Origin of the sequence: Streptomyces drozdowiczii (assembly GCF_026167665.1) — a bacterium.
Lineage (GTDB): Bacteria > Actinomycetota > Actinomycetes > Streptomycetales > Streptomycetaceae > Streptomyces > Streptomyces drozdowiczii_A.
The window spans coordinates 3,540,062-3,564,917 of record NZ_CP098740.1 but is presented as its reverse complement, the minus strand read 5'-3'; the positions used below and the strand labels follow the sequence as shown (position 1 = coordinate 3,564,917).

The 24,856-nt window shown below is 72.6% G+C and carries 24 protein-coding genes, 1 tRNA gene and 1 pseudogene; 10 read left to right on the top strand and 16 right to left on the bottom strand.

Features of this window, described 5'->3' with window-relative positions:
* Positions 1-33: 33 nt before the first annotated feature.
* From NEH16_RS16180 to pdhA, 7 genes are all read right to left on the bottom strand, one after another.
* The gene (locus NEH16_RS16180; RefSeq protein WP_073966599.1) at positions 34-1,023 is read right to left on the bottom strand and encodes an NAD(P)H-quinone oxidoreductase; all 990 of its coding nucleotides are present in this window, start codon (positions 1,021-1,023) and stop codon (positions 34-36) included.
* A gap of 32 nt (positions 1,024-1,055) precedes the next feature.
* Positions 1,056-2,129, bottom strand: a complete 1,074-nt coding sequence (locus NEH16_RS16175; protein WP_073966600.1) for a potassium channel family protein — start codon at positions 2,127-2,129, stop codon at positions 1,056-1,058.
* A gap of 20 nt (positions 2,130-2,149) precedes the next feature.
* Positions 2,150-3,331 (bottom strand): molybdopterin molybdotransferase MoeA, encoded by a 1,182-nt coding sequence (locus NEH16_RS16170; RefSeq protein WP_265543143.1) that lies wholly within the window; start codon positions 3,329-3,331, stop codon positions 2,150-2,152.
* Positions 3,332-3,904: 573 nt separating this feature from the next.
* Positions 3,905-4,753, bottom strand: coding sequence for an NTP transferase domain-containing protein (locus tag NEH16_RS16165; RefSeq protein ID WP_265543142.1), 849 nt, complete (start codon positions 4,751-4,753; stop codon positions 3,905-3,907).
* A gap of 40 nt (positions 4,754-4,793) precedes the next feature.
* Positions 4,794-6,146, bottom strand: coding sequence for a dihydrolipoamide acetyltransferase family protein (locus tag NEH16_RS16160; protein WP_265543140.1), 1,353 nt, complete (start codon positions 6,144-6,146; stop codon positions 4,794-4,796).
* A complete protein-coding gene (locus tag NEH16_RS16155; protein ID WP_073966604.1) occupies positions 6,146-7,177 on the bottom strand; it encodes an alpha-ketoacid dehydrogenase subunit beta in 1,032 nt (343 codons plus the stop codon). Before NEH16_RS16155 ends, NEH16_RS16160 begins: the two co-directional genes overlap by 1 nt.
* The gene (gene pdhA, locus NEH16_RS16150; protein ID WP_073966605.1) at positions 7,174-8,337 is read right to left on the bottom strand and encodes a pyruvate dehydrogenase (acetyl-transferring) E1 component subunit alpha; all 1,164 of its coding nucleotides are present in this window, start codon (positions 8,335-8,337) and stop codon (positions 7,174-7,176) included. The genes NEH16_RS16155 and pdhA overlap by 4 nt, the downstream gene beginning before the upstream one ends.
* 216 nt (positions 8,338-8,553) lie before the next feature.
* Between pdhA and NEH16_RS16145 the strand changes: the two genes are divergently transcribed.
* A complete protein-coding gene (locus NEH16_RS16145; protein WP_374215649.1) occupies positions 8,554-9,060 on the top strand; it encodes an Lrp/AsnC family transcriptional regulator in 507 nt (168 codons plus the stop codon).
* A gap of 15 nt (positions 9,061-9,075) precedes the next feature.
* Here the strand turns inward: NEH16_RS16145 and NEH16_RS16140 are convergent, their stop codons facing one another.
* Positions 9,076-9,678, bottom strand: a complete 603-nt coding sequence (locus NEH16_RS16140; RefSeq protein ID WP_073966607.1) for a TetR/AcrR family transcriptional regulator — start codon at positions 9,676-9,678, stop codon at positions 9,076-9,078.
* Between the two features lie 123 nt (positions 9,679-9,801).
* Between NEH16_RS16140 and paaN the strand changes: the two genes are divergently transcribed.
* Entirely contained in the window at positions 9,802-11,502 is a 1,701-nt protein-coding gene (gene paaN, locus NEH16_RS16135) for a phenylacetic acid degradation protein PaaN (protein ID WP_073966608.1), read from the top strand.
* Between the two features lie 245 nt (positions 11,503-11,747).
* On the opposite strand, the gene NEH16_RS16130 is transcribed toward paaN, so the two are convergent.
* Genes NEH16_RS16130 through NEH16_RS16120 form a run of 3 tightly spaced genes read right to left on the bottom strand, consistent with a single transcriptional unit; the run spans position 11,748 to position 14,397 of the window.
* Positions 11,748-12,443, bottom strand: a complete 696-nt coding sequence (locus NEH16_RS16130; protein WP_073966609.1) for a TrmH family RNA methyltransferase — start codon at positions 12,441-12,443, stop codon at positions 11,748-11,750.
* Complete coding sequence (locus tag NEH16_RS16125) at positions 12,440-13,690, bottom strand: HTTM domain-containing protein (RefSeq protein ID WP_265543136.1); 1,251 nt, start codon at positions 13,688-13,690, stop codon at positions 12,440-12,442. Before NEH16_RS16125 ends, NEH16_RS16130 begins: the two co-directional genes overlap by 4 nt.
* On the bottom strand, positions 13,687-14,397 hold the full coding sequence (locus tag NEH16_RS16120) for a DUF5819 family protein (protein ID WP_265543134.1): 711 nt from the start codon (positions 14,395-14,397) through the stop codon (positions 13,687-13,689). The genes NEH16_RS16125 and NEH16_RS16120 overlap by 4 nt, the downstream gene beginning before the upstream one ends.
* 103 nt (positions 14,398-14,500) lie before the next feature.
* Here NEH16_RS16120 and paaA point away from each other — a divergent pair, with 103 nt between their 5' ends.
* From paaA to NEH16_RS16095, 5 genes are read left to right on the top strand one after another with little or no spacing between them, the layout of a single operon-like run.
* Positions 14,501-15,520 carry a 1,2-phenylacetyl-CoA epoxidase subunit PaaA gene (paaA, locus tag NEH16_RS16115; protein WP_265543132.1) on the top strand — a complete coding sequence of 340 codons (1,020 nt, stop codon included), beginning with the start codon at positions 14,501-14,503 and terminating at the stop codon, positions 15,518-15,520.
* Positions 15,517-15,807, top strand: coding sequence for a 1,2-phenylacetyl-CoA epoxidase subunit PaaB (gene paaB / locus NEH16_RS16110; RefSeq protein WP_073966613.1), 291 nt, complete (start codon positions 15,517-15,519; stop codon positions 15,805-15,807). Before paaA ends, paaB begins: the two co-directional genes overlap by 4 nt.
* Positions 15,804-16,505: a 1,2-phenylacetyl-CoA epoxidase subunit PaaC gene (gene paaC, locus NEH16_RS16105; RefSeq protein WP_265543130.1), complete on the top strand. Its 702-nt coding sequence runs from the start codon at positions 15,804-15,806 to the stop codon at positions 16,503-16,505. The genes paaB and paaC overlap by 4 nt, the downstream gene beginning before the upstream one ends.
* Positions 16,499-16,999, top strand: coding sequence for a 1,2-phenylacetyl-CoA epoxidase subunit PaaD (gene paaD / locus NEH16_RS16100; RefSeq protein ID WP_073966615.1), 501 nt, complete (start codon positions 16,499-16,501; stop codon positions 16,997-16,999). The genes paaC and paaD overlap by 7 nt, the downstream gene beginning before the upstream one ends.
* Positions 17,000-18,058: a 2Fe-2S iron-sulfur cluster-binding protein gene (locus NEH16_RS16095; protein ID WP_265543127.1), complete on the top strand. Its 1,059-nt coding sequence runs from the start codon at positions 17,000-17,002 to the stop codon at positions 18,056-18,058. It begins immediately after the preceding gene.
* Positions 18,059-18,105: 47 nt separating this feature from the next.
* On the opposite strand, the gene NEH16_RS16090 is transcribed toward NEH16_RS16095, so the two are convergent.
* The 4 genes from NEH16_RS16090 to NEH16_RS16075 all read right to left on the bottom strand — a co-directional run bounded on the left by NEH16_RS16090 (position 18,106) and on the right by NEH16_RS16075 (position 22,341).
* Positions 18,106-18,450, bottom strand: a complete 345-nt coding sequence (locus NEH16_RS16090) for a rhodanese-like domain-containing protein (protein ID WP_073966617.1) — start codon at positions 18,448-18,450, stop codon at positions 18,106-18,108.
* Positions 18,451-18,519: 69 nt separating this feature from the next.
* On the bottom strand, positions 18,520-19,479 hold the full coding sequence (locus tag NEH16_RS16085) for a hypothetical protein (protein WP_265543125.1): 960 nt from the start codon (positions 19,477-19,479) through the stop codon (positions 18,520-18,522).
* A 92-nt stretch (positions 19,480-19,571) separates the two neighbouring features.
* Positions 19,572-21,080 (bottom strand): DUF2252 domain-containing protein, encoded by a 1,509-nt coding sequence (locus NEH16_RS16080; RefSeq protein WP_265543123.1) that lies wholly within the window; start codon positions 21,078-21,080, stop codon positions 19,572-19,574.
* Between the two features lie 160 nt (positions 21,081-21,240).
* Complete coding sequence (locus tag NEH16_RS16075; protein WP_265543121.1) at positions 21,241-22,341, bottom strand: hypothetical protein; 1,101 nt, start codon at positions 22,339-22,341, stop codon at positions 21,241-21,243.
* Positions 22,342-22,452: 111 nt separating this feature from the next.
* On the opposite strand from NEH16_RS16075, the gene NEH16_RS16070 reads away from it, so the two are divergent.
* A complete protein-coding gene (locus tag NEH16_RS16070) occupies positions 22,453-22,902 on the top strand; it encodes a MarR family winged helix-turn-helix transcriptional regulator (protein ID WP_073966621.1) in 450 nt (149 codons plus the stop codon).
* A 104-nt stretch (positions 22,903-23,006) separates the two neighbouring features.
* Here the strand turns inward: NEH16_RS16070 and NEH16_RS16065 are convergent.
* Positions 23,007-23,089, bottom strand: a tRNA-Leu gene (locus NEH16_RS16065).
* Between the two features lie 359 nt (positions 23,090-23,448).
* Between NEH16_RS16065 and NEH16_RS16060 the strand changes: the two are divergent.
* Both NEH16_RS16060 and NEH16_RS16055 read left to right on the top strand, forming a co-directional pair.
* Positions 23,449-24,326: pseudogene (locus NEH16_RS16060) on the top strand (FhaA domain-containing protein).
* A gap of 10 nt (positions 24,327-24,336) precedes the next feature.
* A complete protein-coding gene (locus NEH16_RS16055) occupies positions 24,337-24,849 on the top strand; it encodes an FHA domain-containing protein FhaB/FipA (protein WP_018101923.1) in 513 nt (170 codons plus the stop codon).
* Positions 24,850-24,856 lie beyond the last annotated feature (7 nt).

The following is a 24,856-nucleotide window of genomic DNA, read 5'->3' as shown; positions in this document are numbered from 1 at the left end:
GCGGTGTGCCGGGCCCCTTCCGTACGCGTGTGCTCAGGCGGCCGTCGGCGGCTGGAGCAGCACCTTGCCGATGTGGGTGCTGGACTCCATGACGCGGTGGCCCTCGGCCGCGTCCCGCATCGGCACCGTCCGGTCGACCACCGGCTTCACGACGCCCTCCTCGATGAGCGGCCAGACGTGCTCGCGGACGGCCGCGACGATCGCCGCCTTCTCGGCGAGCGGGCGCCCGCGCAGCGAGGTCGCGGTGACGGCCGCCCGCTTGTTGAGCAGCATGCCGAGGTTCAGCTCGCCCTTGGCGCCGCCCTGGAGGCCGATGATCGCGAGCCGGCCGTTGACGGCGAGCGCCTGCACGTTCCGGTCGAGGTACTTCGCGCCCATGAGGTCGAGGATGACGTCCGCGCCGGCCCCGGCCGTGGTCTCGCGGATCTCCTCCACGAAGTCCTGCTCGTGGTAGTCGATGAGGATGTCCGCGCCCAGCTCGGCGCAGCGCGCGAGCTTGTCGGGGCTGCCGGCCGTCACGGCGACCCGTGCGCCGACGGCCTTGGCGAGCTGGATCGCCATCGTGCCGATGCCGCTGGACCCGCCGTGCACCAACAGGGTCTCGGCGGGCCGCAGATGGGCCACCATGAACACGTTGGACCAGACCGTGGCCGTCACCTCGGGCAGCGCCGCGGCCCGCACGAGGTCGAGACCCTTGGGTACGGGGAGGAGCTGGCCCGCCGGGACGGCGACCTTCTCCGCGTAACCGCCGCCCGCGAGGAGTGCGCACACCTCGTCGCCGACGGCCCAGCCGGTGACGCCGGGCCCGAGGGCCGAGACACGGCCGGAGCACTCCAGGCCCGGGTAGGGGGACGCTCCCGGCGGCGGGTCGTAGAAGCCCTGGCGCTGGAGCACATCGGCCCGGTTGACCGCGCTGGCCACGACGTCGACGAGGACTTCGCCGTCGCCGGGGACGGGATCGGGCACCTCGGCCCAGACGAGCGCCTCGGGGCCACCGGGTTCGGGGATCGTGATCGCATGCATGGCCGCGAGGCTACTCCGTGGGCGGGGCGGTCTCAGGAACGCGGGATGCCCTGGTGCGGCGGGTGGGCGGGCGGCTCGTTCGAGGCGCGGACGATGGTGATCAGGCGGTCCGTCAGCTGCAAGGGGCTCGCCGCCGGGTCGTCGTAGCCGAGCAGCCGGTGACCCCGCAGCACGTTGACGACCAGGTCCTCCGTCTCCCGCACGCTCTTGCCGACCTCGCTCTTTATCACCGGCCGTTCGACCAGGTCGAGGCCGCTGCCCTGCTGGATGAGGTCCTCCATGACCGTGCCCGCGCTGGGGCTGAGCACGGAGAGGCCGAGCAGCCGGCCCGCCGCGCTGGCACTGGTGATGACGGCGTCCGCCCCGGACTGCCGCAGCAGCGGGGCGTTCTCCTCCTCGCGGACCGCGGCGACGATCTTCGCGCCCCGGTTGAGCTGGCGGGCGGTCAGCGCGACCAGCACCGCGGTGTCGTCGCGCTGGGTGGCGATGATGACCTGACGGGCCTTCTGGAGTTCGGCCCGCAGCAGCACGTCGCTGCGCGTGGCGTCCCCGACGACACCCGTGAAGCCCTCGGCGTTGGCGACCTCTATCACCTTGGACTGCGGGTCGACGATGACGATCTGTTCCTTGCTCAGCCCGGTGGCGCGCAGGGTCTGGATGGCCGAGCGGCCCTTCGTGCCGAAGCCGACGACGACGGTGTGGTCACGCAAGTTGGTTCTCCAACGCTTCAGCCGGAAGTCCTCCCGGGTCCGCTCCGTGAGGACCTCAAGGGTGGTGCCGACCAGGATGATGAGGAAGAGCACGCGCAGCGGTGTCACGAGCACCACATTGATGAGACGGGCCCCGTCGCTGTACGGGGTGATGTCGCCGTACCCGGTGGTCGAGAGGGTGACCGTCGCGTAGTACACCGAGTCCAGCAGGTCGACCTTGCCGTCGGCGGCGTCGTGGTAGCCGACCCGGTCGACCCAGACGATGAACACCGTGATGGCCAGCACCATCAGAGCCATCATCAGCCGCTTGGCGACCTGGCGCGCCGGCCCGTCCACGACCCGGCGCGGAAGCATCACCCGGGTGGGGACGACCTGTTCGTCGGCCCGCCTGGCCATCGCGTCATGGCCGGGAAGTTTCACGTGAAACACCCTTCAGTCCACGGCGTCGCCGAGGCCCACGGTAGATCGAGGATCTCCACCTCGGTGCCGGACCGTACCCCGCCCGGCTCCACGACGGCCAACCCGTCTGCGGCGGCGATCCCGCGCAGCATGGCGGGACCGTTGTAGTGCAGTGGTACGACGTGCTCTGCCCCGCCCGCGGTTCCGGGTTCTCCGGACGCCCGGTGGACCACGGGCACCAGCCGGGTGTCATGTGGATGCCCGTGCACATCGTCGCGCACGGCCACCCGGTACGGATCGCCGGGGGTGCGTCCGGCCAGGCCGCCGAGGAGCGGCCCGGCCAGGGTGAGCAGTCCGGAGACGGCGGCCAGCGGGTTGCCGGGCAGCCCGACGAGCCAGGGCCCGTCGGAGGGGAGCCGGGCCAGCAGCATCGGATGGCCGGGGCGCACGGCGACCCCGTCGACCAGGAGCTCGGCCCCGATCCGGTCGAGGACGCGGTGGACGTGGTCGACGGGCCCGGCGGCGGTGCCACCGGTGGTGACGATCAGGTCGGCCTCGGAGCCGGTGAGCGCCTTCCACAGGGCCTCCGCGTCGTCGCCGAGGCGCTGCGGTGGCGTGACCTCGGCGCCCAGCGCGTGCACCCAGGGCCCGATCATGGGGCCCAGCGCATCGCGGATCAGGCCGTCGTGCGGCAGCCCGGCGGTCAGCAGTTCGTCGCCCAGCACGAGGACGTCGACGCGCGGCCGGGCGCGGACGGGCAGCTCGTCGTACCCGGCGGCCGCCGCGAGGCCGAGCACGGCGGGCGTGACGACCGTGCCGGCGGGAAGCAGGGCCTCCCCCGATCGGCATTCCTGGCCGCGCGGCCGGATGTCCTGCCCCTGGCTCACGGACCGCTGCGCGTGCAGCAGGCCCTTGGCCTCGTCGGCGTGTGCGTGCTCGCTGCGGATGACGGCGGTGGCCTCGGCGGGGATACGGGCACCCGTGGCGATGCGCACGGCCTCCCCGTCCGGCAGCGGAGCGGGCGCGCCGTGCCCGGCGAGGATGCCGCCCCCGTCCCGGATGCGCCAGGGCCCGGGCCCGGCGACGGCCCACCCGTCCATGGCCGAGGTGTCAAAGGGCGGCAAGTCGGTGAGCGCGGCCAGCGCCTCCCCCAGCACCCGCCCCAGCGCCGCGCCGAGCCCGAGCCATTCGATACGCACGGCGCCCCGCTGCCCGACCCGAGCCGCAACACCCCGGGCCACCCGCCAGGAGACCGCGGTGTGCCGGGGGCGGGGGGCCGGAGGTCGACCTGATCCCCGGCTGGGGTGCCTTCGGGGCCGGGGGCGCCGAGGGGGCGCTGGTTCGACACGCCTCCGGCGGGGTCGGTGCCGGGGTCGGCGCCCGTCGGCGTGGCGGGGAGGTCACCTCGCTCACCGGGGGCGGGGGCGTCCGGCCAGTCGTCGTGGAGGGTGGTGAGCCAGTCGCCCGGCGCGGGGTGTTGGTCGCCCGGCGGCCCGGCGGGCCTCTCGGACGGCGCGCCCGTCGGCGCGTCCTGCGCGTCGCGGGGCGCCTGTCGGCTCACGAGGGCCAGGGCCTGGGCGACGGCCCGCGCCTCGTCGGCCCGCGCCTCCGCCTCGGCGGCAGCCCGAGGCGCGCCCCCGGCGCGGGGGTCGTCCACGGAAGCCGCATCGCCGCCGAGGCCGCCGCAGCCTTCCGGCTCCACGGAATCCCCGGCCTCCTCGGAGCACCCGGCACCGCCGGCGCCTCCAGGAGCACCGGACCCCCGGACCCCGTCACGGTGTCCCGTTCTCGTCCGCCCAGCGGAGCGCGAGCGCGGTCGCCCTGCGGGCGGCCTCCGCCACGGCCTCGGGCCCTCCGCCTTCGCCGCTCGCCTTCGCCGCCGCGTATCCGACCAGGAAGGTCGTCAGGGGCGCGGCGGGCCGGGCGACGCCATGCGCGGCGTCACGGGCGAGGTCGAGCAGGAGGCCGGTGTCGACGTCGAGGTCGATGCCGAGTTCTTCCTTGACTGCGGTGATCCATTCGTCCAGCACCGTCCCATGTTCTCTGATCCGGGCCCGGGCCGAAGCGATGTCCTCCCAGGTGTCGCAGTCGAAGGAGGCGAGGGGGCCCGCCGCCACCCGGCACAGCGTCAGCTCCCGCGTGAGCAGCCGCAGCGGCAGCCCGGCGAGGCCCCCGTGCTCGGCGGCGAGACAGGCCAGTTCTCGGCGGAGCGGCTCGCCCCGGTAGACGGCGACGAGCGGCTGGTCGCGCCCGTCCTCGTCGGAACAGAGGGCACCCTCGACACCCTCCCGCGCCGAGGCGGCCAGCAGCGCCGCGACCGTATCGGCGCCCAGGAACGGCAGATCGGCGGAGAGCACGAGCACCCGCTCCGCCGAGGTGTGCCGGACGCCGGCCCCCAGCGCGGCCAACGGGCCGCCACCGGCCGGGACTTCGCGCGCCCAGGTCACCGCACGCGCGGTGGGCCGCCGGTCCCCCACCACCACGGTGGTCCCGGCGTCGGGGCAGGCGGCGAGGACCCGGTCGAGGAGCGGACGGCCGCCCACCCGCACGGCGGGCTTGTCGGCACCGCCCAGCCTCTTGGCGGCCCCTCCGGCCAGAACGATGGCGTCGTACGCGGTCATGCCCCGAGTATGCGGGGCCCGGGCGGCCGGGCCCCAGGCCCTACACGCTCCGCAGCAGCAGCGCCGGCTGCTCCACGCAGTCCGCCACGTACCGCAGGAAGCCCCCGGCGGTGCCGCCGTCGCAGACCCGGTGGTCGAAGGTCAGGGACAGCTGGACGACCTGGCGCACGGCGAGCTGCCCCTCGTGCACCCACGGCTTGGGGACGATCCGGCCGACGCCCAGCATCGCGGCCTCGGGGTGATTGATGATCGGCGTCGAGCCGTCCACCCCGAAGACCCCGTAGTTGTTGAGCGTGAACGTGCCGCCGGTCAGCTCGGCCGGCGTCAGCGTGCCCGTTCGGGCCGCCTCGGTCAGCCGGGCGATCTCGGCGCCGATCGACTCCGTGGTGCGGGCATGGGCGTCCCGTACGACGGGGACGACCAGGCCCCGGTCGGTCTGCGCCGCGAAGCCGAGGTGGACCTGCGGCAGCCGGACGATCTCGCGCGCCTCCTGGTCCACCGTGGAGTTCAGCTCCGGGTAGCGGGCCAGGGCTGCCGTGCAGACGCGGGCGAGGAGGGCGAGCACCGACACCTTGGCCGCACCGGCTCCGGCGGCGCTGTTCATCGCGGCGCGCGCGGCCATCAGCTCGGTCGCATCGGCGTCGACCCAGCAGGTGGCGTCGGGGATCTCCCTCCGGCTGCGGGCCAGCTTGTCGGCGACCGCTCCCCGGACCCCGCGCAGCGCGACCCGCTCACCGTCGGCGGCGGGCGAAGCGGCGGGGGAGGAGGCGGCGGCCTCCGGGCCGGGCGCCTCGGCGGCCGACCGGATCGCGGACTCGACGTCGGCGCGCAGGATCAGCCCGTCGGGCCCCGACCCGGCGAGCCGGCGCAGATCCAGATCGTGCTGCCGCGCGAGCCTGCGGACCAGCGGGGACACCACAGCGACCGGCCCCGGCGCGGGGCCGGGCACGGGGGACGGGGCCGGTGCCGGGGTAGCGGCCGCGACGGACGCCACGGGCACCGCGGCCGCCGCCTTCAGCCCCTCCGGCCGGACCCGCCGACGCCGCACCGGCGGCGCCCCGGTCCCGTACCCCACCAGCACGTTCCCGGACCCGGAATCCTCCGTACCGGAATCGGCGTCCGCGCCGCCCCCGGCGGATTCCACGGGCGATCCGACGGCCACGGTCAGCAGCGGCGCGCCCACCGGAAGTTCGCTGCCCTCGTCGCCGAAGCGGGCGGTCACCACACCCCCGTACGGGCAGGGCACCTCCACCATCGCCTTGGCCGTCTCGACCTCGACCACCGGTTGGTCGATGGCGACGACGTCCCCGACCTCCACCAGCCAGCGCACGATCTCGGCCTCGGTCAGGCCCTCGCCGAGATCCGGAAGCTTGAACTCAAGCACCTGAGGCATCAGTTGTCCGCCTCCCACTGGAGCCGCGCGACGGCGTCGAGGACCCGGTCCACACCGGGAAGGTGGTGCCGCTCCTGCATCGGCGGCGGATACGGGATGTCGAATCCGGCGACCCGCAGCACCGGCGCCTCCAGGTGGTGGAAACACTGCTCGGTGATCCGGGCCGCGATCTCGCCGCCGGGCCCGCCGAAGCCGGTGGACTCGTGGACGACGACCGCGCGCCCGGTGCGGCGGACGGAGGCGGCGACGGTCTCGTCGTCGAACGGCACCAGCGAGCGCAGATCGACCACTTCGAGGTCCCAGCCCTCCTCGACCGCCGCCTGCGCGGCCTCCATGCAGACCGGCAGGGACGGCCCGTACGTGATCAGCGTGGCGCTGCGGCCGGGGCGGCGCACGACGGCCCGGCCGATGGGCTCCACGGCGGTGGGGTGCTCCGGTGACCAGTCGGCCTTCGCCCAGTACAGCCGCTTCGGCTCCAGGAAGACCACCGGGTCGTCCGAGGCGATCGAGGCCCGCAGCAGCCCGTAGGCGTCCTCGACCGTGGCCGGGGTGACGACATGGAGACCGGGGGTCGCCATGTAGTACGCCTCCGAGGAGTCGCTGTGGTGCTCGACGCCCCCGATGCCGCCGCCGTACGGCACCCGGACGGTGATCGGCAGCGGCATCGCGCCACCGGTCCGGTTCCGCATCTTGGCGACGTGGCTGATGAGCTGCTCGAACGCCGGGTACGCGAACGCGTCGAACTGCATCTCGACCACGGGCCGCAGCCCGTACATCGCCATGCCGACCGCCGCCCCGAGGATGCCCGCCTCGGCGAGCGGGGTGTCCGTGCAGCGCTCGTCGCCGAACTCCTTCGCCAGGCCGTCGGTGATCCGGAAGACCCCGCCGAGCGTCCCGACGTCCTCCCCGAGGACGTGCACCGTGGGGTCCTCGGCCATCGAGTCGCGCAGCGCGCGTCCCAGCGCCTGCGCCATGGTGGCGGGCTTGGCCTTCGCCGTCCGTTCGCCGGCCGTCACCGCTGCCGTGGTCATCGCCCTGCTCCCCCGTCTTCCGTGCCGTGCTGGTCGTTCTCGGCGGCCAGCTCCTGGCTCAGCCGGGCCGCCTGCTCCCGCAACTGCGCCGTCTGCTCCGCGTACACATGGGTGAAGAGGTCCATCGGGTCGAGCACCGGGTCCGCGTTCATCCGCTCCCGCAGCGCCGCCGCCATCCGCTCGGCGGCCGCCCGTGCCTCTTCCACCCCCTCGTCGTCCAGCAGGCCGCGCCCGGTCAGCTCGCGCTCCAGGAGCTGGACGGGGTCGTGGTCCCGCCACGCCTCGACCTCGCTGTCGCCGCGATAGCGGGTGGCGTCGTCGGCGTTCGTATGGGCGTCCATGCGGTACGTGACCGCCTCGACCAGCGTCGGACCGCCACCGCTCCTGGCCCGGGCGACCGCCTCGGAGAGCACCTGGTGCACCGCCGCCGCGTCGTTCCCGTCGACCAGCCGGCCGGGCATGCCGTACCCCACGGCCTTGTGGGCCAGGGACGGCGCTGCCGTCTGCTTGGCCAGCGGTACGGAGATGGCGAAGCCGTTGTTCTGCACGAGGAAGACCACCGGCGCCTTCCAGACCGCCGCGAAGTTCAGCGCCTCGTGGAAATCGCCCTCGCTGGTGCCGCCGTCGCCGACCATCGCCAGCGCGACCACGTCGTCGCCCTTCAGCCGCGCCGCGTGGGCCAGGCCCACGGCGTGCGGCAACTGGGTGGCGAGCGGGGTGCAGAGCGGGGCGATGCGGTGCGCGCGCGGGTCGTAGCCGGTGTGCCGGTCGCCCCGCAGCAGCGTCAGCGCCTCGACCGGGTCGAGGCCCCGGGCCACCGCCGCGAGCGTGTCGCGGTAACTGGGGAAGAGCCAGTCCCGCTCCTCCAGGACCAGGGCGGCCGCGATCTCGCACGCCTCCTGGCCGGTGCTCGACGGGTAGACCGCCAGCCTGCCCTGCTTCGTCAGGGCCGTCGCCTGGGCGTTGTACCGCCGTCCGCGCACCAGCTCCGCGTAGAGCCGCCGCAGCAGCTCGGGGTCGGCGTCGGCCACCGCGTCCGTACCGAGGACCCGGTACGGCTCCGGGTCCGGGAGCAGCGGCGCGGGATCGGTCAGCGGCTTCCAGGCCGGGGGCGGCGTGGGCCGGTAGGCGGCCGCGCCGGGCAGCTCTTGGACCGTCATGACAGGCACCTCCGAGCATCGAGGGGTGTCGACATATGGTGATATATCGAAAACAGCGCGAGGCCCAGGTGTGGCGTGCCTCACCTACCGATTGTTCGGTCGCGAGCGCATTTTGGCTACAGGCGCCGCCAGCCTGTGGACAAACGGTTTTCCACAGCCTGGGATAGGGGCAGGTCGTCCAGGACGGGGAGGCGCGGGAACATGCCAGCTGAACAAATGGCCGACGGGGCCGAGGGGCCGGGCCATGTTCCACCGGCACGCCCGCTCGATTCCATCGACCACGCCATCCTGCGACTGCTCCAGACGGACGGACGCGCCTCGATACGGTCGGTGGCCGACCGGGTCCACGTCTCGCGCGCGAACGCGTACGCACGGATCAACCGGCTCATCGAGGACGGCGTGATCCGGGGCTTCGGCGCGCGGGTGAACCACGAGCGGGCGGGGCAGGGCGCCTCCGCGTACATCACGCTCAAGATCGTCCAGAATTCCTGGCGGACCGTCCGCGAACAGCTCCAGGCGCTGCCGGGAGCCACCCATATCGCGCTGGTCAGCGGCGACTTCGACGTCCTGCTCCTGGTGCACACGCCGGACAACCGGACGCTGCGCGAGCTGGTGCTGACCCGTATTCAGGCCATTCCGGAAGTGCTCTCCACGCGCACGCTGCTGGTGTTCGAGGAAACGGACCTGGCCCCGGGACCGGACCGCCCCACGGAACTCGCCTGAGCGGATACGGGCAGGTCAACGGCGGTCCGGACCGGCCTTCATACCGTCGAAGGCCAGCCGCACCACCGTGTCGGCGAGGCGGTCCCCGTCCGCGCCGCCGTCGGGCAGCGGCCGATACCACTCCACGAGCGAGTTGACCATCCCGAACAGCAGCCGCGTCGCGAGCCGTATGTCCACGTCGGAGCGGAGATCGCCGTCCGCGACGGCCGCCTTCAGCAGTTCGGCGACCCGCTGGTCGAACTCGCGCCGCCGCTCCAGGGCCCAGCGCTCGGTCTTGGTGTTGCCCCGCACCCGCAGCAGCAGCGTGACGTAGGGGAGTTCGGCTATCAGCACCTCGACGGTACGACGCGTGACGTACTCGACCCGCTCGATCGCGCGGCCCCGCGTCGCCCCCGGCTCGTCAAGGATCCCGAACAGCCCGTCGAGGGCCCGGCTGACCGCGCGGCGCAGCAGTTCTTCCTTGCCCGCGACGTGGTGGTAGATGGACGACTTGGAGATTCCGGCCGCCTTGGACAGGTGCTCCATCGACGTGCCGTCGTAGCCGCGCTCGTTGAACACACGGACGGCGACGGTCAGCAGAGTCTCCGGTGTGTACGTGTCCCGCTTGGCCGTGGTCATGTCCGCGATCCTCCCCTACGCGTTGTCCACAGGTTTCGTGGGCCCCCTTGTCCCGACCGATCGTTCGGTTACTCTAACTCTGTCCGCCCGTCCCTGCCCAGCTCGATGAGGAGTTGGTCCGCCATGGCCGCCGAGCTCTCCCCGCACCTGCTGTCCGAGAAGCACCGCCCCACGCTGGACCGGGCCCTCGAAGCGATCCGCACGCGTGACTACTGGTCCCCGCACCCCGAGCACCCGAAGGCGTACGGAGAGGGCGGCGCTCCGGGCAGCCTCGGCGCCGCCGAGGGCAAGGCCGCCTTCGACGCCGTGCTGCACGGCCGTCTCGACCTCGGGCAGCCGGGCACCGACGGCTGGACGGGCGGGGAGGTCTCTCCGTACGGCCCCGAACTCGGCGTCGAGTACCCGCACGCGGATCTGGACGTGCTGCTTCCGGCGATGCGCGCGGGCATGCCGGCCTGGCGCGAGGCGGGCCCCGAGACCAGGGCCCTGGTCTGCCTGGAGATCCTGGCGCGGATCAGCGCCCGCACCCATGAGTTCGCCCATGCGGTCATGCACACCAGCGGCCAGGCGTTCATGATGGCGTTCCAGGCCGGCGGCCCGCACGCCCAGGACCGCGGCCTCGAAGCCGTCGCCTACGCCTACGAGGAACAGCTCCGCGCGCCCGGGACGGCCGACTGGTCGAAGCCGCAGGGCAAGCGCGACCCGCTCGCGCTGCACAAGACGTTCGTCCCGGCGGGCCGCGGCATCTCGCTGCTGATCGGCTGCAACACCTTCCCCACCTGGAACGGCTACCCGGGCCTCTTCGCCTCCCTCGCCACGGGCAACCCGGTCCTGGTCAAGCCCCACCCCCGCGCGGTGCTCCCGCTCGCCCTCACGGTCCAGCTGGCGCGCGAGGTGCTCGCGGAGGCCGGTTTCGACCCCAATCTCGTCGCTTTGGCCGCCGAGCGCCCCGGCGAGGGCATCGCCAAGACGCTGGCGGTCCGCCCCGAGATCAAGATCATCGACTACACGGGCTCCACGGAGTTCGGCGACTGGCTGGAGGCCAACGCCCGCCAGGCCCAGGTCTACACGGAGAAGGCCGGCGTCAACACGGTCGTCGTGGACTCCACGGACGACTACCGCGGCATGCTCGCCAACCTGGCGTTCTCGTTCTCCCTGTACAGCGGCCAGATGTGCACCACCCCGCAGAACGTGCTCATCCCCCGCTCCGGCATCACCACGGACGCCGGTGACAAGTCGTACGACGACGTGGTCGGCGACATCGCCGCCGCCGTCACCGGCCTCCTGGGCGACGACGCCCGGGCGAACGGCCTGCTGGGTGCCCTGGTCAACGCGGATGTGAAGGCCCGCCTGGAGTCGGCGGCCCAGCTGGGCGAGGTCGCGCTCCCGTCCCGCGAGGTGACCAACCCGGACTTCCCGGACGCCACCGTCCGCACCCCCGTGATCGTCAAGCTCGACGCCGCCAAGACGGACGGCGAGGCCCCCTACCTCTCGGAGTGCTTCGGCCCGGTCTCCTTCGCGGTCGCGGTCGACTCGACGACGGACGCCCTGGAGCTGCTGCGCCGCACGATCCGCGAGAAGGGCGCGATGACGGTCGGCGCGTACACGACGTCCCCGGAGGTGGAGCGCGCGGTGGAGGACGTCTGCCTGGACGAGTCCGCCCAGCTCTCCCTCAACCTCACCGGCGGGGTGTACGTCAACCAGACGGCAGCGTTCTCCGACTACCACGGCTCAGGCGGCAACCCAGCCGCCAACGCGGCCCTCTGCGACGGCGCCTTCGTCTCGAACCGCTTCCGCACGATCGAAATCCGCCGCCAGAACTGATCCCCGTGAACCCCAGCCTGGCCGACGCCCATCCCAGCCTCGCCCCGTGAACCCCAGCCTCGCCGGCGTTTGAGGCGCGGGGTCCGGGGCGGAGCCGGCCCGGCAAACCCAGCCCGTCCGGCGCTTGAGGACCGGGGCCCGGGGGCAGAGCCCCCGGTTCCGGGAAGGGGCGGGTAGGGGAAAAGGCCCGCCGCAGGCGCCCCGCACCCGCACCCGCACCCGCACCCACCCCACCTCACCTCACCTCACCCAGGAATCACCGCATACCGCGCCACCCACGCATGCATGGCAATCGCCGCAGCCGCCCCCGCATTGATCGACCGCGTAGACCCGAACTGCGCAATGGAACACACCATCTCCGCACACCCCCGAGCCTCCTCCGTCAACCCGGGCCCCTCCTGCCCGAACAGGAGGACACACCGCCGAGGCAGCACCGTCCGCTCCAACGGCACCGCCCCCGGCAGGTTGTCGATCCCGACGATCGGCAGCCCCTCGGCCGCCGCCCAGGCGGTCAGGCTCGCGGTGTCGGGGTGGTGCCGGACATGCTGGTAGCGGTCGGTGACCATCGCCCCGCGCCGGTTCCAGCGCCGCCGCCCGACGATGTGCACCTCCTTGGCCAGGAACGCGTTCGCGGTCCGCACCACGGACCCGATGTTGAAGTCGTGGCCCCAGTTCTCCACCGCCACATGGAAGTCGTGGCGGCGCAGATCGAGGTCGGCGACGATCGCCTCACGGCTCCAGTACCGGTACTGGTCGCCCACGTTGCGCCGGTCGCCACCGGCCAGCAGCTCGGGGTCGTAACGCTCGTCCTCGGGCCAGGGCAGCGGATGCGGCCCGACACCGATCTCCGTCCCGAACCCCTCGTCGTACTGCGCGGGCTCATCGCCCGCGGGCGCGCCGCCGCCGCTGGTCTCACCGGTGCTGCCGGTCTCACTGCTCACCCGACGAGGGTATGGCTCCCGTCGCCGTCGGGCTCCGGTGCCTCCGGGCCACCGCCGGCGGCACGCGGCGCCGGCACCCGCCCCCGCCGCCGGAACACCCGCTCGCGCCCCGAGGCCACCCGCCCGCCGAGCCACGCCAGGAAGGCGGTCGGCAGGAAGACGGCGTCCGCGGCGATCATGGCCATCGAGAAGAACGGCAGCCCCAGCAGGAGCGCGATCCCCGCGTGCTCGCAGATCATCGCGCCGAGCAGGATGTTCTTCACGCGCCGGTTGAAGAGGGTGAACGGGAAGGCCACCTGCACGATGACCGTGGCGTACGACAGCACCATGACCATGACGCCGCTGGAGGCCAGGAGGTCCGACAGGGCGGGCCAGGGAGTGAAGTACTCCAGCTTGAGCGGGTAGTACAGCGCGGTCCCGTCCTGCCAGCGCGAGCCCTGGATCTTGTACCAGCCGGCCGTCGCGTAGATCAGGCAGACCTCGGCCATGATCACGACGAGGGTGGCGTTGTGGGCGAGGTTGGCGATGACGTCGAGCAGGGTACGCAGCTCGTGGCGCGGCAGGTACCGGTTCACGGCCCACCAGGCGCCCTGGCCGATCCACAGGCACCACAGAAGGAGCGGCAGCCACACGGTCCCGCCCAGACCGCCCGCCACCGAGGCCCCCACCAGGACGGCCCCGAGCACCACCCACAGCACGATCCCGGCCGCCTCCCCGGGCACCCGCCGCCCACCCGCCCCCTGGACGGCGTACTCCGCCGATCCGCGGCCCCGCGTCCGCCGGGCGTCCAGCGACCAGACCTGCCCGCAGCGGGTCAGCACCAGGTAGATGGCCATCAGGTGGATGACGTTGTCGCCGCCGTCGCCCATGAAGATGCTGCGGTTCTGCAGCGAGAGGACTCCGGCCATGAAGACCACGGAGACGGCGCGGGTGTGCCAGCCGAGCATCAGCAGGAGGGACGAGAGCAGCGCCAGCGCGTAGACGATCTCGAACCAGACCGTGCTGTCCGACCACATGAGGGTCGTGAACGCCTGGTTCCCGGATATCAGCTGCCGCGCCAGGTCCCAGCGCCAGGGCGCGTCGGGACCGTACATCTCGTGCCGGTGGGGCAGCTCACGGAGCAGGAACAGCAGGAAGGTGGCCGAGAAGCCGATGCGGATGACGGCACTCTGGTACGGGCCGAGGGCCGAGGCCGTGACGCGCTGGACGGCGCCGGCGAGGCCGCGGTCCGGACGGGGGGTGCTCACTGTCCCGCCTCCTCGGGCAGGTCGTCGGCGGTGACCTTCCACCAGGGCAGGACGCGATAGGACGGGCCGGTGCTGATCTTCTCGTCGCTCCACTCGGGGGCCGCGACGGCCCTGATCTCGGACCGGACCTGAATCCTCAGGACGGTCCCGCCGTCGGCCCGGCCGCCGATCCGCAGCATCACCAGACGGCGGACGTACTTCTCGGAGAGGGTGCCGCGCAGGCCGTTGGCCCGGTTCTTGTCGTCGTGCGATCCGACGTAGAAGTCCCAGGCCCGGCGGAGTTCGTTCTGCTGGACGTGGCTGGGCAGCGGATTGCCGCGTATCGCCCGGCCGTCCTCGGCGGAGAGATCCCGCCAGGCCGTCGTCCGGGGGCCGTCGGGACCGGATATCTCGGCGCGCACCTGGACGGACACGTTCTGCTGCAGCGGGTTGGGCGCGAAGAGCTTCCAGTTCTGCTCGAACTCGGGATACACCCAGTCGTCCACCGCCGCGCCGTGCTGCTTGGTCAGCGTGTTGGAGGGCGCGACGTGCAGGAAGACCATGGCCAGCTGCATGCAGGCGAGCACCCCGAAGGCGGCGAGCGCCACCGCGGCGACGATCTGGTACGGAAACGAGAGCCCGGCCATTCCGCCGGCCGCCGCGGGCGCCTCGACGGCGGGAACGGGTCCGCCCTCGCCGCGGGCGTCCCTGTCGTCGTCCGAATCCATCCCGCCCCGATCGCGTCGGTTATCCACAGGGTTGACACCCTACGGGCCCCGGACTCACCATTGAAGACATTGAACCGAACGATCGGTCGGTAGGGAGTCCGGGATGGCGGCAGTGACTGCGAGCCAGACAGCGCAGACGGCAGCGGGCGGCGAAGCGGGGCCCGACGCGGCGCTCCAGGCCGCCTTCGACGCGGCGGTGGCGGCCGACGAGCGCATCGAGCCGCGCGACTGGATGCCCGACGCGTACCGCGCCTCGCTGGTCAGGCAGATGGCCCAGCACGCCCACTCCGAGATCATCGGCATGCAGCCGGAGGCCAACTGGATCACCCGCGCCCCCTCGCTGCGCCGCAAGGCGATCCTCATGGCCAAGGTGCAGGACGAGGCCGGTCACGGCCTGTATCTGTACAGCGCGGCCGAGACCCTGGGCACCGGCCGCGAGGAGCTGCTCGACAAGCTGCACGCGGGGCGCCAGCGCTACTCCTCGATCTTCAACTACCCCACGCTGACCTGGGCGGACGTGGGCGCCATCGGCTGGCTCGTGGACGGCGCCGCGATCACCAACCAGGTGCCCCTCTGCCGCTGTTCCTACGGCCCGTACGCCCGCGCGATGGTCCGCATCTGCAAGGAGGAGTCCTTCCACCAGCGCCAGGGTTACGAACTGCTCCTCGCGCTGAGCAACGGCACACCCGCCCAGCACGAGATGGCCCAGGACGCGGTGAACCGCTGGTGGTGGCCCTCCCTGATGATGTTCGGCCCGCCGGACGACGCCTCGGCCCACTCGGCGCAGTCGATGGCCTGGAAGATCAAGCGGCATTCCAACGACGAGCTGCGGCAGCGGTTCGTGGACATCTGCGTCCCCCAGGCCGAGGCGCTCGGCCTGACCCTCCCCGACCCGGACCTCCGGTGGAACGAGGAGCGCGGCAGGCACGACTTCGGCGCGATCGACTGGACCGAGTTCCAGGAGGTCCTGAAGGGCAACGGACCGTGCAACGAGCAGCGCCTCACCCAGCGCCGCCGCGCGCACGAGGAAGGCGCCTGGGTGCGCGAAGCCGCCGCCGCATACGCCCGCAAGCACACCCCCGGCGCGGACCCGGCGGTACGGAACGGAAAGGCGACAGCATGAGCAGCTCGACGGACTGGCCGCTGTGGGAGGTGTTCGTCCGCTCGCGGCGCGGGCTCTCCCACACCCACGCCGGCAGCCTCCACGCGCCGGACGCCGAAATGGCCCTGCGCAACGCGCGCGACCTCTACACCCGCCGGTCCGAGGGGGTGTCCCTGTGGGTTGTGCCCTCCTCCCAGATCACGGCGTCCTCGCCGGACGAGAAGGACTCGTTCTTCGAGCCGGCCGGGGACAAGCCCTACCGGCACCCCACGTTCTACGAGATCCCGGACGGGGTGAAGCACCTGTGACCGCGGCCCTCGCCCTGGGCGACGACGCGCTGGTGCTGTCGCACCGGCTGGGGGAGTGGGCCGGCCACGCCCCGGTGCTGGAGGAGGAGGTCGCCCTCGCCAACATCGCCCTCGACCTGCTGGGCCAGGCCCGGCTGCTGCTCTCCCTCGTGGGCGACGAGGACGAACTGGCCTACCTGCGCGAGGAACGCGCCTTCCGCAACGTCCAGCTGGTCGAGCAGCCGAACGGCGACTTCGCCCACACCATCGCCCGGCAGCTCTACTTCTCGGTCCACCAGCAGGGCCTGTACGAGCAGCTGGCGGCCGGCGGCGGTCCGTTCGCGGGGCTGGCGGCCAAGGCGGTCAAGGAGGTCGCCTACCACCGGGACCACGCCGAGCAGTGGACGCTGCGCCTCGGCGACGGGACGGACGAGAGCCACGAGCGGACGCAGCGGGCGGTGGACGCGCTGTGGCGCTTCACCGGCGAGCTGTTCCAGCCGGTCGAAGGCGTCGACGTCGACTGGCAGGCGCTGCACAGCCGCTGGCTGGAGACCGTGACGGACGTCCTCGGCCGGGCCACCCTGGCCGTTCCGACGGGCCCGCAGACCGGCGCCTGGACGGCGGGCGCGGGCCGGCAGGGCATCCACACCGAGTCCTTCGGCCGGATGCTCGCCGAGATGCAGCACCTGCACCGCAGCCACCCGGGGGCGTCATGGTGACCTGGACCTCCGTCGAGGAGGAGCTGCTGAGCCTCGCGGGCTCCGTGCCGGACCCGGAGCTGCCCGTGCTGACGCTGGAGGACCTGGGGGTGGTCCGGGGCGTGGAAGTGCACGACCCGGACCATGTCACGGTCAGGCTCACGCCGACATACACCGGCTGCCCCGCGATCGAGGCGATGTCCGCGGACATCGAGCGCGTGCTGCACGACCACGGCGTGGCCCAGGTGTCCGTGGAGACGGTCCTGTCGCCCGCCTGGTCGACGGACGACATCAGCGCCGAAGGGCGCCGGAAGCTGACGGAGTTCGGCATAGCCCCGCCCCGCCCGCACGGCACCGCGTCCGGCGGTCCGGTGCCGCTGGCCCTGTCCGTGCGCTGCCCGCACTGCGGCTCCACCGAGACGGAGCTGCTGAGCCGGTTCTCCTCCACGGCGTGCAAGGCGCTCCGGCGCTGCGTGGCCTGCCAGGAGCCGTTCGACCACTTCAAGGAGTTGTAGATGTTCCATCCGCTCCGGGTCAGCGGGATCGAGCGGCTCACGGACGATTCGGTGGCCGTCACCCTCGCCGTCCCGCCCGGCCTGCACGAGACCTTCCGCCACAAGCCCGGTCAGCACCTCAACGTCCGCTACACCGTGGACGGCCAGGAGGTCCGCCGCTCGTACTCGATCTGCGCACCGGCCCCCGAGCCCTCGGCCGGTCCGGCGCTGCGGGTGGGCATCCGCCTCGTGGACGGCGGCGCCTTCTCCACGTACGCGCTCAAGGAGCTGCTGGTCGGGGACACGATCGAGGCGATGCCCCCGATGGGCCGCTTCGTCCTGACGCCCCGCGCCGGGCAGTTCGCGGCGATCGTCGGCGGGAGCGGCATCACCCCGGTGCTGTCCATGGCGGCCACCCTGCTCGCCCGGGAGCCGAACGCCACGTTCTGCCTGGTCCGCAGCGACCGGACGGCCGCCTCGACGATGTTCCTGGACGAGGTCGCCGACCTGAAGGACCGCTATCCGGACCGGTTCCAGCTGGTCACCGCCCTGTCCCGGGAGGAGCAGCAGGCCGGTCTGCCCTCGGGCCGGCTGGACGGCGAACGGCTCTCCGGGCTGCTCCCGGCGCTGCTGCCGGTGGCGGAGATCGACGGCTGGTTCCTGTGCGGGCCGCTGGGCCTGGTCCGGGCCGCCGAGGTCGCGCTGCACGGGCTGGGCGTGGACCGCTCGCGCATCCACCAGGAGATCTTCCATGTCGAGGAGACTCCCGCAGCGCCTGCGGGGCCCCGGGTCGAGACGCCGGTCGGCTCCGTCCTGACGGCCACGCTCGACGGCCGGTCGGGCACCTGGCCGGTGGAGGGGGGCGAATCGCTGCTGGAGACGGTGCTGCGCAGCCGCTCGGACGCTCCGTACGCGTGCAAGGGCGGCGTCTGCGGTACCTGCCGGGCGTTCCTGGTCTCCGGCGAGGTGCGGATGGACCGCAACTACGCCTTGGAGCCGGAGGAGACGGACGCGGGTTACGTGCTGGCCTGCCAGTCCCGTCCGGCCACCGAGGAGGTGGAGCTCGACTTCGACCGCTGACGCCCCCGGCGCCGGACGACCGGGGCGCGCGGCCGGGGCGGGTCGCGTCAGGCGACGAAGGCCGGGGAGCCGCTGTCGGTGACCATGGGGCGGCCCGCGCCGTCCCAGGCGAGCATGCCGCCGTCGATGTTGACGGCGTCGATCCCCTGCTGCACCAGGTACTGGGTGACCTGGGCTGACCGGCCGCCGACCCGGCACATCACATGCACGCGGCGGCCGTCCTCGACCGCCTCGGTCAGCTCACCGAAGCGGCCCACGAAGTCGCTCATGGGGATGTGCAGGGCGCCTTCGACGTGTCCGGCCGCCCACTCGTCGTTCTCCCGGACGTCCAGCACGAGGCCGTCCGCCGGAACGGACGCGACATCGACCGTGGGAAGCGGGCCGAAATTCATGGGACATGCCTTCTCTCGTCAGTGCGCTCGGGGGTCACCGGAGCAGTGCGCCCGGAGCCACCGAAAACGCTACTGCACCAGAGCCGCGAGCTCCGCCTCCCGCTGCGAGACCTCGCCCAGCAGCTGTTCGGCGATCTCCTCCAGCAGGTGGTCCGGGTCGTCCGGGGCCATCCGCAGCATGGCGCCGATCGCGCTCTCCTCCAGCTCCTGGGCCCACTCGGTCAGCAGTTCCTTGCGCCGGGTCAGCCAGTCCAGCCGGGCGTAGAGCTCGTCGGCCTCGCTCAGCTCCTGCCGGGGCGCGGCCGGTCCCGCCGCCCACTCCTCGGCCAGTTCATTGAGCAGGGCCTCGTCCCCGCGCCCGTAGGCGGCGTTGACGCGCGCGATGAACTCGTCGCGCCTGGCCCGCTCCTCCTCGTCCTGGGCCAAGTCCGGGTGCGCCTTGCGGACCAGGTCGCGGTACAGCTTGCGCGCCTCGTCGGTGGGCCGGACCCGCTTGGGCGGGCGCACCGTCTGATCGGTCAGCATGGCCGACGCCTCGGGGGACAGGCCCTCGGTGTCCATCCAGTCGTGGAACAGCTCGTCCACGCCGGGCATGGGCATCACGATGGACCGCGCCTCCTGCGCCTTGCGCAGGTCCTCGGGGTCACCGCTCTTCGCGGCCCGCGCCTCGGCAATCTGCGCGTCGAGCTCGTCCAGCCGCGCGTACATCGGGCCCAGCCGCTGATGGTGCAACCGGGAGAAGTTCTCCACCTCGACCCGGAACGTCTCCACCGCGATCTCGAACTCGATCAGCGCCTGCTCGGCCGCCCGCACCGCCTGTGCCAGCCGCGCCTCGGGCCGCTCCCGCGCACCGCTCCGGCCCCCGGACTCACCGGCACCGGCGCCGGCCTCCGCCTCGGCCCCGCGGTCGGCATCCCGCACCGCGTCGTCCGGCCGACCGGCGTCCGGCCGACCGGCGTCCGGCCGTGCCTCGTCCTGCGGGTCATCGTCGTTCCGGGAGATCGGCTCCCCGGCGGCTTCGTGGGTCACCCGCCCAGCGTATGGCCCCGGGTCCCGCCGAGGACACGCGGTCACCGCGGCAGGCGCCCCGGCCCGTGCCCGGGCAGCCGCCCAGCACCCCGCTACACCCCCCGCTCCGCGGCGATCCGCCCCGCCCCGATCGCCCGGACCAGCTCCCCGTGGTCCGCCTCCGTGCGGTCCGCGTAGCTCACCGCGAAGGCCGCCACCGCCTCGTCCAGCTCGTCGTTCTTGCCGCAGTAGCCCGCCAGCAGCCTCGGGTCCGCGCTGTGCGCGTGGGCCCGCGCCAGCAGCGCCCCGGTCATCCGGCCGTAGTCGTCGACCTGGTCGGCGGCCAGGGCGGCGGGGTCGACGCTCCCCTTGCGGTTCCGGAACTGCCGCACCTGGAAGGGCCGTCCGTCCACCGTCGTCCAGCCCAGCAGATGGTCGCTGACGACCTGCATCCGCTTCTGCCCGAGCACCACGCGCCGCCCCTCGTGCGCGGCCTCCGGCACCGCGAACCCCACGGCGGCCAGATGCGGCCCGAGCACCGAGGGCCTGGCCTCCTTCACCTGGAGCACCAGCGCCTCCCCGCGGTGGTCCAGCAGCAGCACCACGTACGAGCGGGTGCCCACGCTGCCGGTGCCGACCACCCGGAACGCCACGTCGTGGATCGCGTACCGGGCCAGCAGCGGCAGCCGGTCCTCGGAGACGGTCCCCAGGTAGTCCCCCAGACCCGCCGCCACCGCCGCGGCCTCCGCGTCCGGGACCCGGCGCAGCACGGGCGGCGCGTCCACGAAGCGGCGGCCGCCGTCCTCGCACTCCTCCGTGGACTTCGCCGCGAAGCGGGCGCCGGTGTTGTTGCGGGCCTTCTCGGAGACCCGCTCCAGGGTCCCCAGCAGGTCCCGCGCGTCGGTGTGGGAGACGAGCTCCTCGTCCGCGATGGCGTTCCACGCGTCGAGCGCGGGCATCCGGGCCAGCAGCCGCATCGTCCGCCGGTAGGCGCCCACGGTGTCGTACGCGCCCCTGCGGCAGGTGTCCTCGTCGGCCCCGGCCTCCCGGCCCGCGAGCACCAGCGAGGTCGCGAGGCGCTTGAGGTCCCACTCCCAGGGCCCGGCCACGGTCTCGTCGAAGTCGTTCAGGTCGATGACGAGGCCGCCCCGGGCATCGCCGTAGAGCCCGAAGTTGGCCGCGTGCGCGTCGCCGCAGAGCTGGGCGGCGACCCCGGTGACCGGGGTGCCCACCAGGTCATGGGCCATCAGCCCGGCCGAGCCGCGCAGAAAGGCGAAGGGGGTGGCGGCCATCCGGCCCACCCGTATCGGCGTCAGCTCCGCCACCCGGCCCTGGTTGGACTCCTCCACCGCGCGCACCGCGTCCGGTCGCCCGGCCGGCAGGTCCAGCGTGGCGTGCGCGGACCGGGGCACCCGCGCCCGCAACGCCTTGCCCCGCTCCTTCGACCGCTTCCCGGCCGCCGCGTAAGCCCCGTCGGCCTCCGCGTAAGCCCCGTCCGTACGGCGTGCGAACCCCGGCACGGACGGAATGCGCCGCGCACGCGCGTCCGTGGGGAGCATCCCGCCCCCGCCGCCGCGTTCGACGAGTCGCACCGGCGGCAGTCCCGTCCCGGTCGTTTCCATGGCGCGCAGCCTCCCCCGCCCCCGCCCGGCGCAGCCGCCGGGTACCTGCCCCCACATCAACTGCCGCTGACGGTACCGCCGCACGCCGATCGCCGTCTGCCCCTGTGGATGACCGGGGGGGGATGACTCCGGGGGCCGGACTCCCCCGCTGGTCAGCCGCTCAGACTCCGACCGCCTCCTCCATCTCCTCTTCCTCCTCGGCCGACGACCGCGCCGGGCCGGCGGAAGGGGCAGCGGAAGGGGCGGCAGGAGGGACGGCCGGAAGGGCGGCCGCCCTGCGCCGCCTCGCCTCCGCAAGGCCCGCGAGCCCCGTCAGCACCAGGCCCGCGACGAACCAGAGGGACAGCACCAGCAGGTTCCCGCCCAGCGCGTGGCCGCCGAAGTACACATGGCCGCGTACGCCCTCCACGAAGCCCGCCCCGTTCCAGAAGGAGTGCAGTGCCCCGAAGAAGCCGGGCTGGAGCTCGGGGCGGAAGATCCCGCCGGAGCTGGTGAAGTTGAGCATGACGAACAGCACCATCACGCCGAGCGTGGTCCACCGCTTGAGGAAGGTGTGCAAGCCCACACCGATCAGCAGGATGCCCGCCGAGTAGAGCCACGCCATGGCCCAGAGCCCCGCGAGCCCGTGATCCACGAGACCGAACAGCGGCCCCGCGAACACCGCCCCGATGGCGCTGACCACCAGCGAGGCGCCCAGCGCCAGCGCCGCCCGGACCCGCAGCCGCAGGACCGCGCCGGCTCCGCCGATCACGGCGACGGAGGCGTACGAGCCGATGCTCACGGCGACCAGCAGGAAGAAGATTCCCTGGCCGGTCGGGTCGCCGTCGGCCGTGGGCGCGGTGTCGGTCACCTTCAGCGGGGCGCCCTGGCCGGCCGCGACCTGGGTGAAGACCTTCTCGACCGCCGTCGCGCTGGTGTCGGAGGAGGCGGAGGCGACGAGCAGTTCGGGGGCCCTGCCGGGGATGTAGGCGCCGTAGCTGTCCTGCGTGCGCAGATGCTCGGCCGCGGTGGCGCGGTCGGCGACGGTACGCACGCTCAGTGCCCCGTCCCCCTTGTCCTGGAGGGTCTGCGCCAGCACCTGTGCGGACGGCCCCGAGCCGACCACGTCGACCCGCAGGTCGTGCGGCTCGGGGGCGTGGAAGGCGCCGAGGTAGGCGAGGCCCATGCCGATGCACATCAGCAGCGGGGTGACGAGGTGGCTCAGTACGTGACGCAGCGCGCCCGCCGGAGAGCCGGCGGCGGCGCTCGGGCCTGCGGACATGGGGGCTCCAGACGATTGGCCAGGTAGTTGGCTTTTACAACTCAACTGGTTGGCTTTTACAACTCCATTTCCGTTGTACTCTACAACTGAACTTTCGAGGAAGGCGAACCCGTGCCAGGCACCCCCGGAGAACGCGAGGAGTCGCTGGACGTGATCCAGCGCGAACTGACCGCCTTCGCCCGCCGCGCGCGGGCCGCCGCGGCCCGGCTCCACCCCGAGCTGCCGCTCGTCTCGTACACGCTGCTGGCGCACATCGACGACCAGCAGGGCTGCCGCGCGACCGATCTGGCGGCGCACTACATGCTCGACAAGTCCACGGTCAGCCGGCAGATCGGCGCCCTGGAGAAGCTCGGCCTGGTCGAGCGCCATCCCGACCCGGACGACCACCGCATCCAGGTTCTGCACCCCACCGAAGCCGGAACGCAGGCCCTCGCCGCCACCCAGGCCAGCCGGCGCGCGGCCTATCAGGAACGCCTCGCGGACTGGACCGAGGACGATCTCGCCCGGTTCGCCGCGTACCTGCTGCGCTACAACGCGGTGGGTGACACTCCGCACCCGTAAAACGGGCGTTTCACGTGAAACCAAGCACAGGGAGGGGCCGACCATGAACTACCGGCCCCGAACTGAAGAAGCCCCCCAGGCGATGCCTGGGGGCTTCCTTCTTGTGCGCGAGGGGGGATTTGAACCCCCACGTCCCTAAGGACACTGGCACCTGAAGCCAGCGCGTCTGCCGTTCCGCCACTCGCGCAAGAGTGGTGTTCCGGGCTCTCTCACTTTTCGGTGCGAGCGCCTGGCGACATCCGGAAGATTAGCACGCTGGACAGGGTGGATTCACATCCGTTGTTTCGCCGCCCGATCACCGGGCACTCGCCGCACGCTCGGCCCACGTACGCAGAACGTCCGAAAGGAACCGGGAACCCCCAAGGGTCGCCCCCCACTCCTCCTGAGTGCGCCCAAGGTGCGGGACACTGTGAGGAGGCCACCTCTACGATCCGTGTGAGGGGGGACACTCATCCACAGGGCAGACAAGGGGAACCAGCCGATTTCCCGACGCGTGGATACGATCAGTAAGCAGTACAGGGACGACGACACCGGAGGAGGTGCCCCATGGGAGTGATGAAGCGTTTCGAGCAGCGTCTCGAAGGTCTGGTCAACGGCACTTTCGCCAAGGTCTTCAAGTCCGAGGTCCAGCCGGTCGAGATCGCGGGTGCCCTCCAGCGGGAGTGCGACAACAACGCCACCATCTGGAACCGCGAGCGGACCGTCGTCCCCAACGACTTCATCGTCGAGCTCAGCGCGCCCGACTACGAGCGCCTGAGCCCGTACTCCGGCCAGCTCGGCGACGAGCTCTCCGGTCTCGTCCGGGACTACGCCAAGCAGCAGCGGTACACGTTCATGGGCCCCATCAAGGTCCACCTGGAGAAGGCCGAGGATCTCGACACCGGCCTCTACCGGGTCCGCAGCCGCACCCTGGCGTCGAGTTCGTCACAGGGCCAGGGCCAGGGCCCGGCACAGGGCCAGAGCTACGGCGGCCAGTCCCCCAGCAGGGGTACCCCGGCCCTCCCGCCCCGCAGGCACCCGGTGGTTACGGCTACCCGCCCACCTCCGCCCCGCCCATGCCCGCCGGCCCGCCGCCGGGCGCCGGGCGGCACGGCGGTCCGGACCGGCGTCCGCCGGCCACCCCCACCTCCCTGCCGAACGTGCAGGTACGGCGCTGGATCGAGATCAACGGCACCCGCCACCAGATCTCCCGCCCGACGCTGGTCATGGGCCGCAGCACCGACGCCGACGTACGGATCGACGACCCCGGCGTCTCCCGCCGGCACTGTGAGATCAGGACCGGAACGCCCTCGACGATCCAGGATCTCGGGTCTACCAACGGCATCGTGGTAGACGGGCAGCACACCACCCGCGCTACGCTCCGCGACGGCTCGCGGATCGTCGTGGGCAGCACCACCATCGTTTACCGGCAAGCCGAAGGGTGAAGCGGGGGCAATGTCAGAGCTGACCCTGACGGTCATGCGGCTAGGTTTCCTGGCTGTTCTGTGGCTGTTCGTGATCGTGGCCGTCCAGGTCATTCGCAGCGACCTGTTCGGAACGCGCGTCACGCAGCGCGGCTCACGCCGCACCGCCAACGACGCGCGTCCGCCCCAGGGACGCCAGAACGCGGCGCCGCCGCAGCAGCGCCAGCAGCCCGGCCGCCAGCGCCGGGGCGCACCGACCAAGCTGGTCGTCTCCGAAGGCACGCTCACCGGCACCACGGTGGCGCTCCAGGGGCAGACCATCACGCTCGGCCGTGCCCATGACTCAACGATCGTGCTGGACGACGACTACGCGTCCAGCAGGCATGCCAGGATCTACCCCGACCGTGACGGCCAGTGGATCGTCGAGGATCTCGGGTCCACCAACGGCACGTACCTGGACCGGACCCGCCTCACCACCCCGACGCCCGTTCCGCTGGGCGCGCCGATCCGGATCGGCAAGACCGTCATCGAGCTGCGGAAGTAGTACGAGA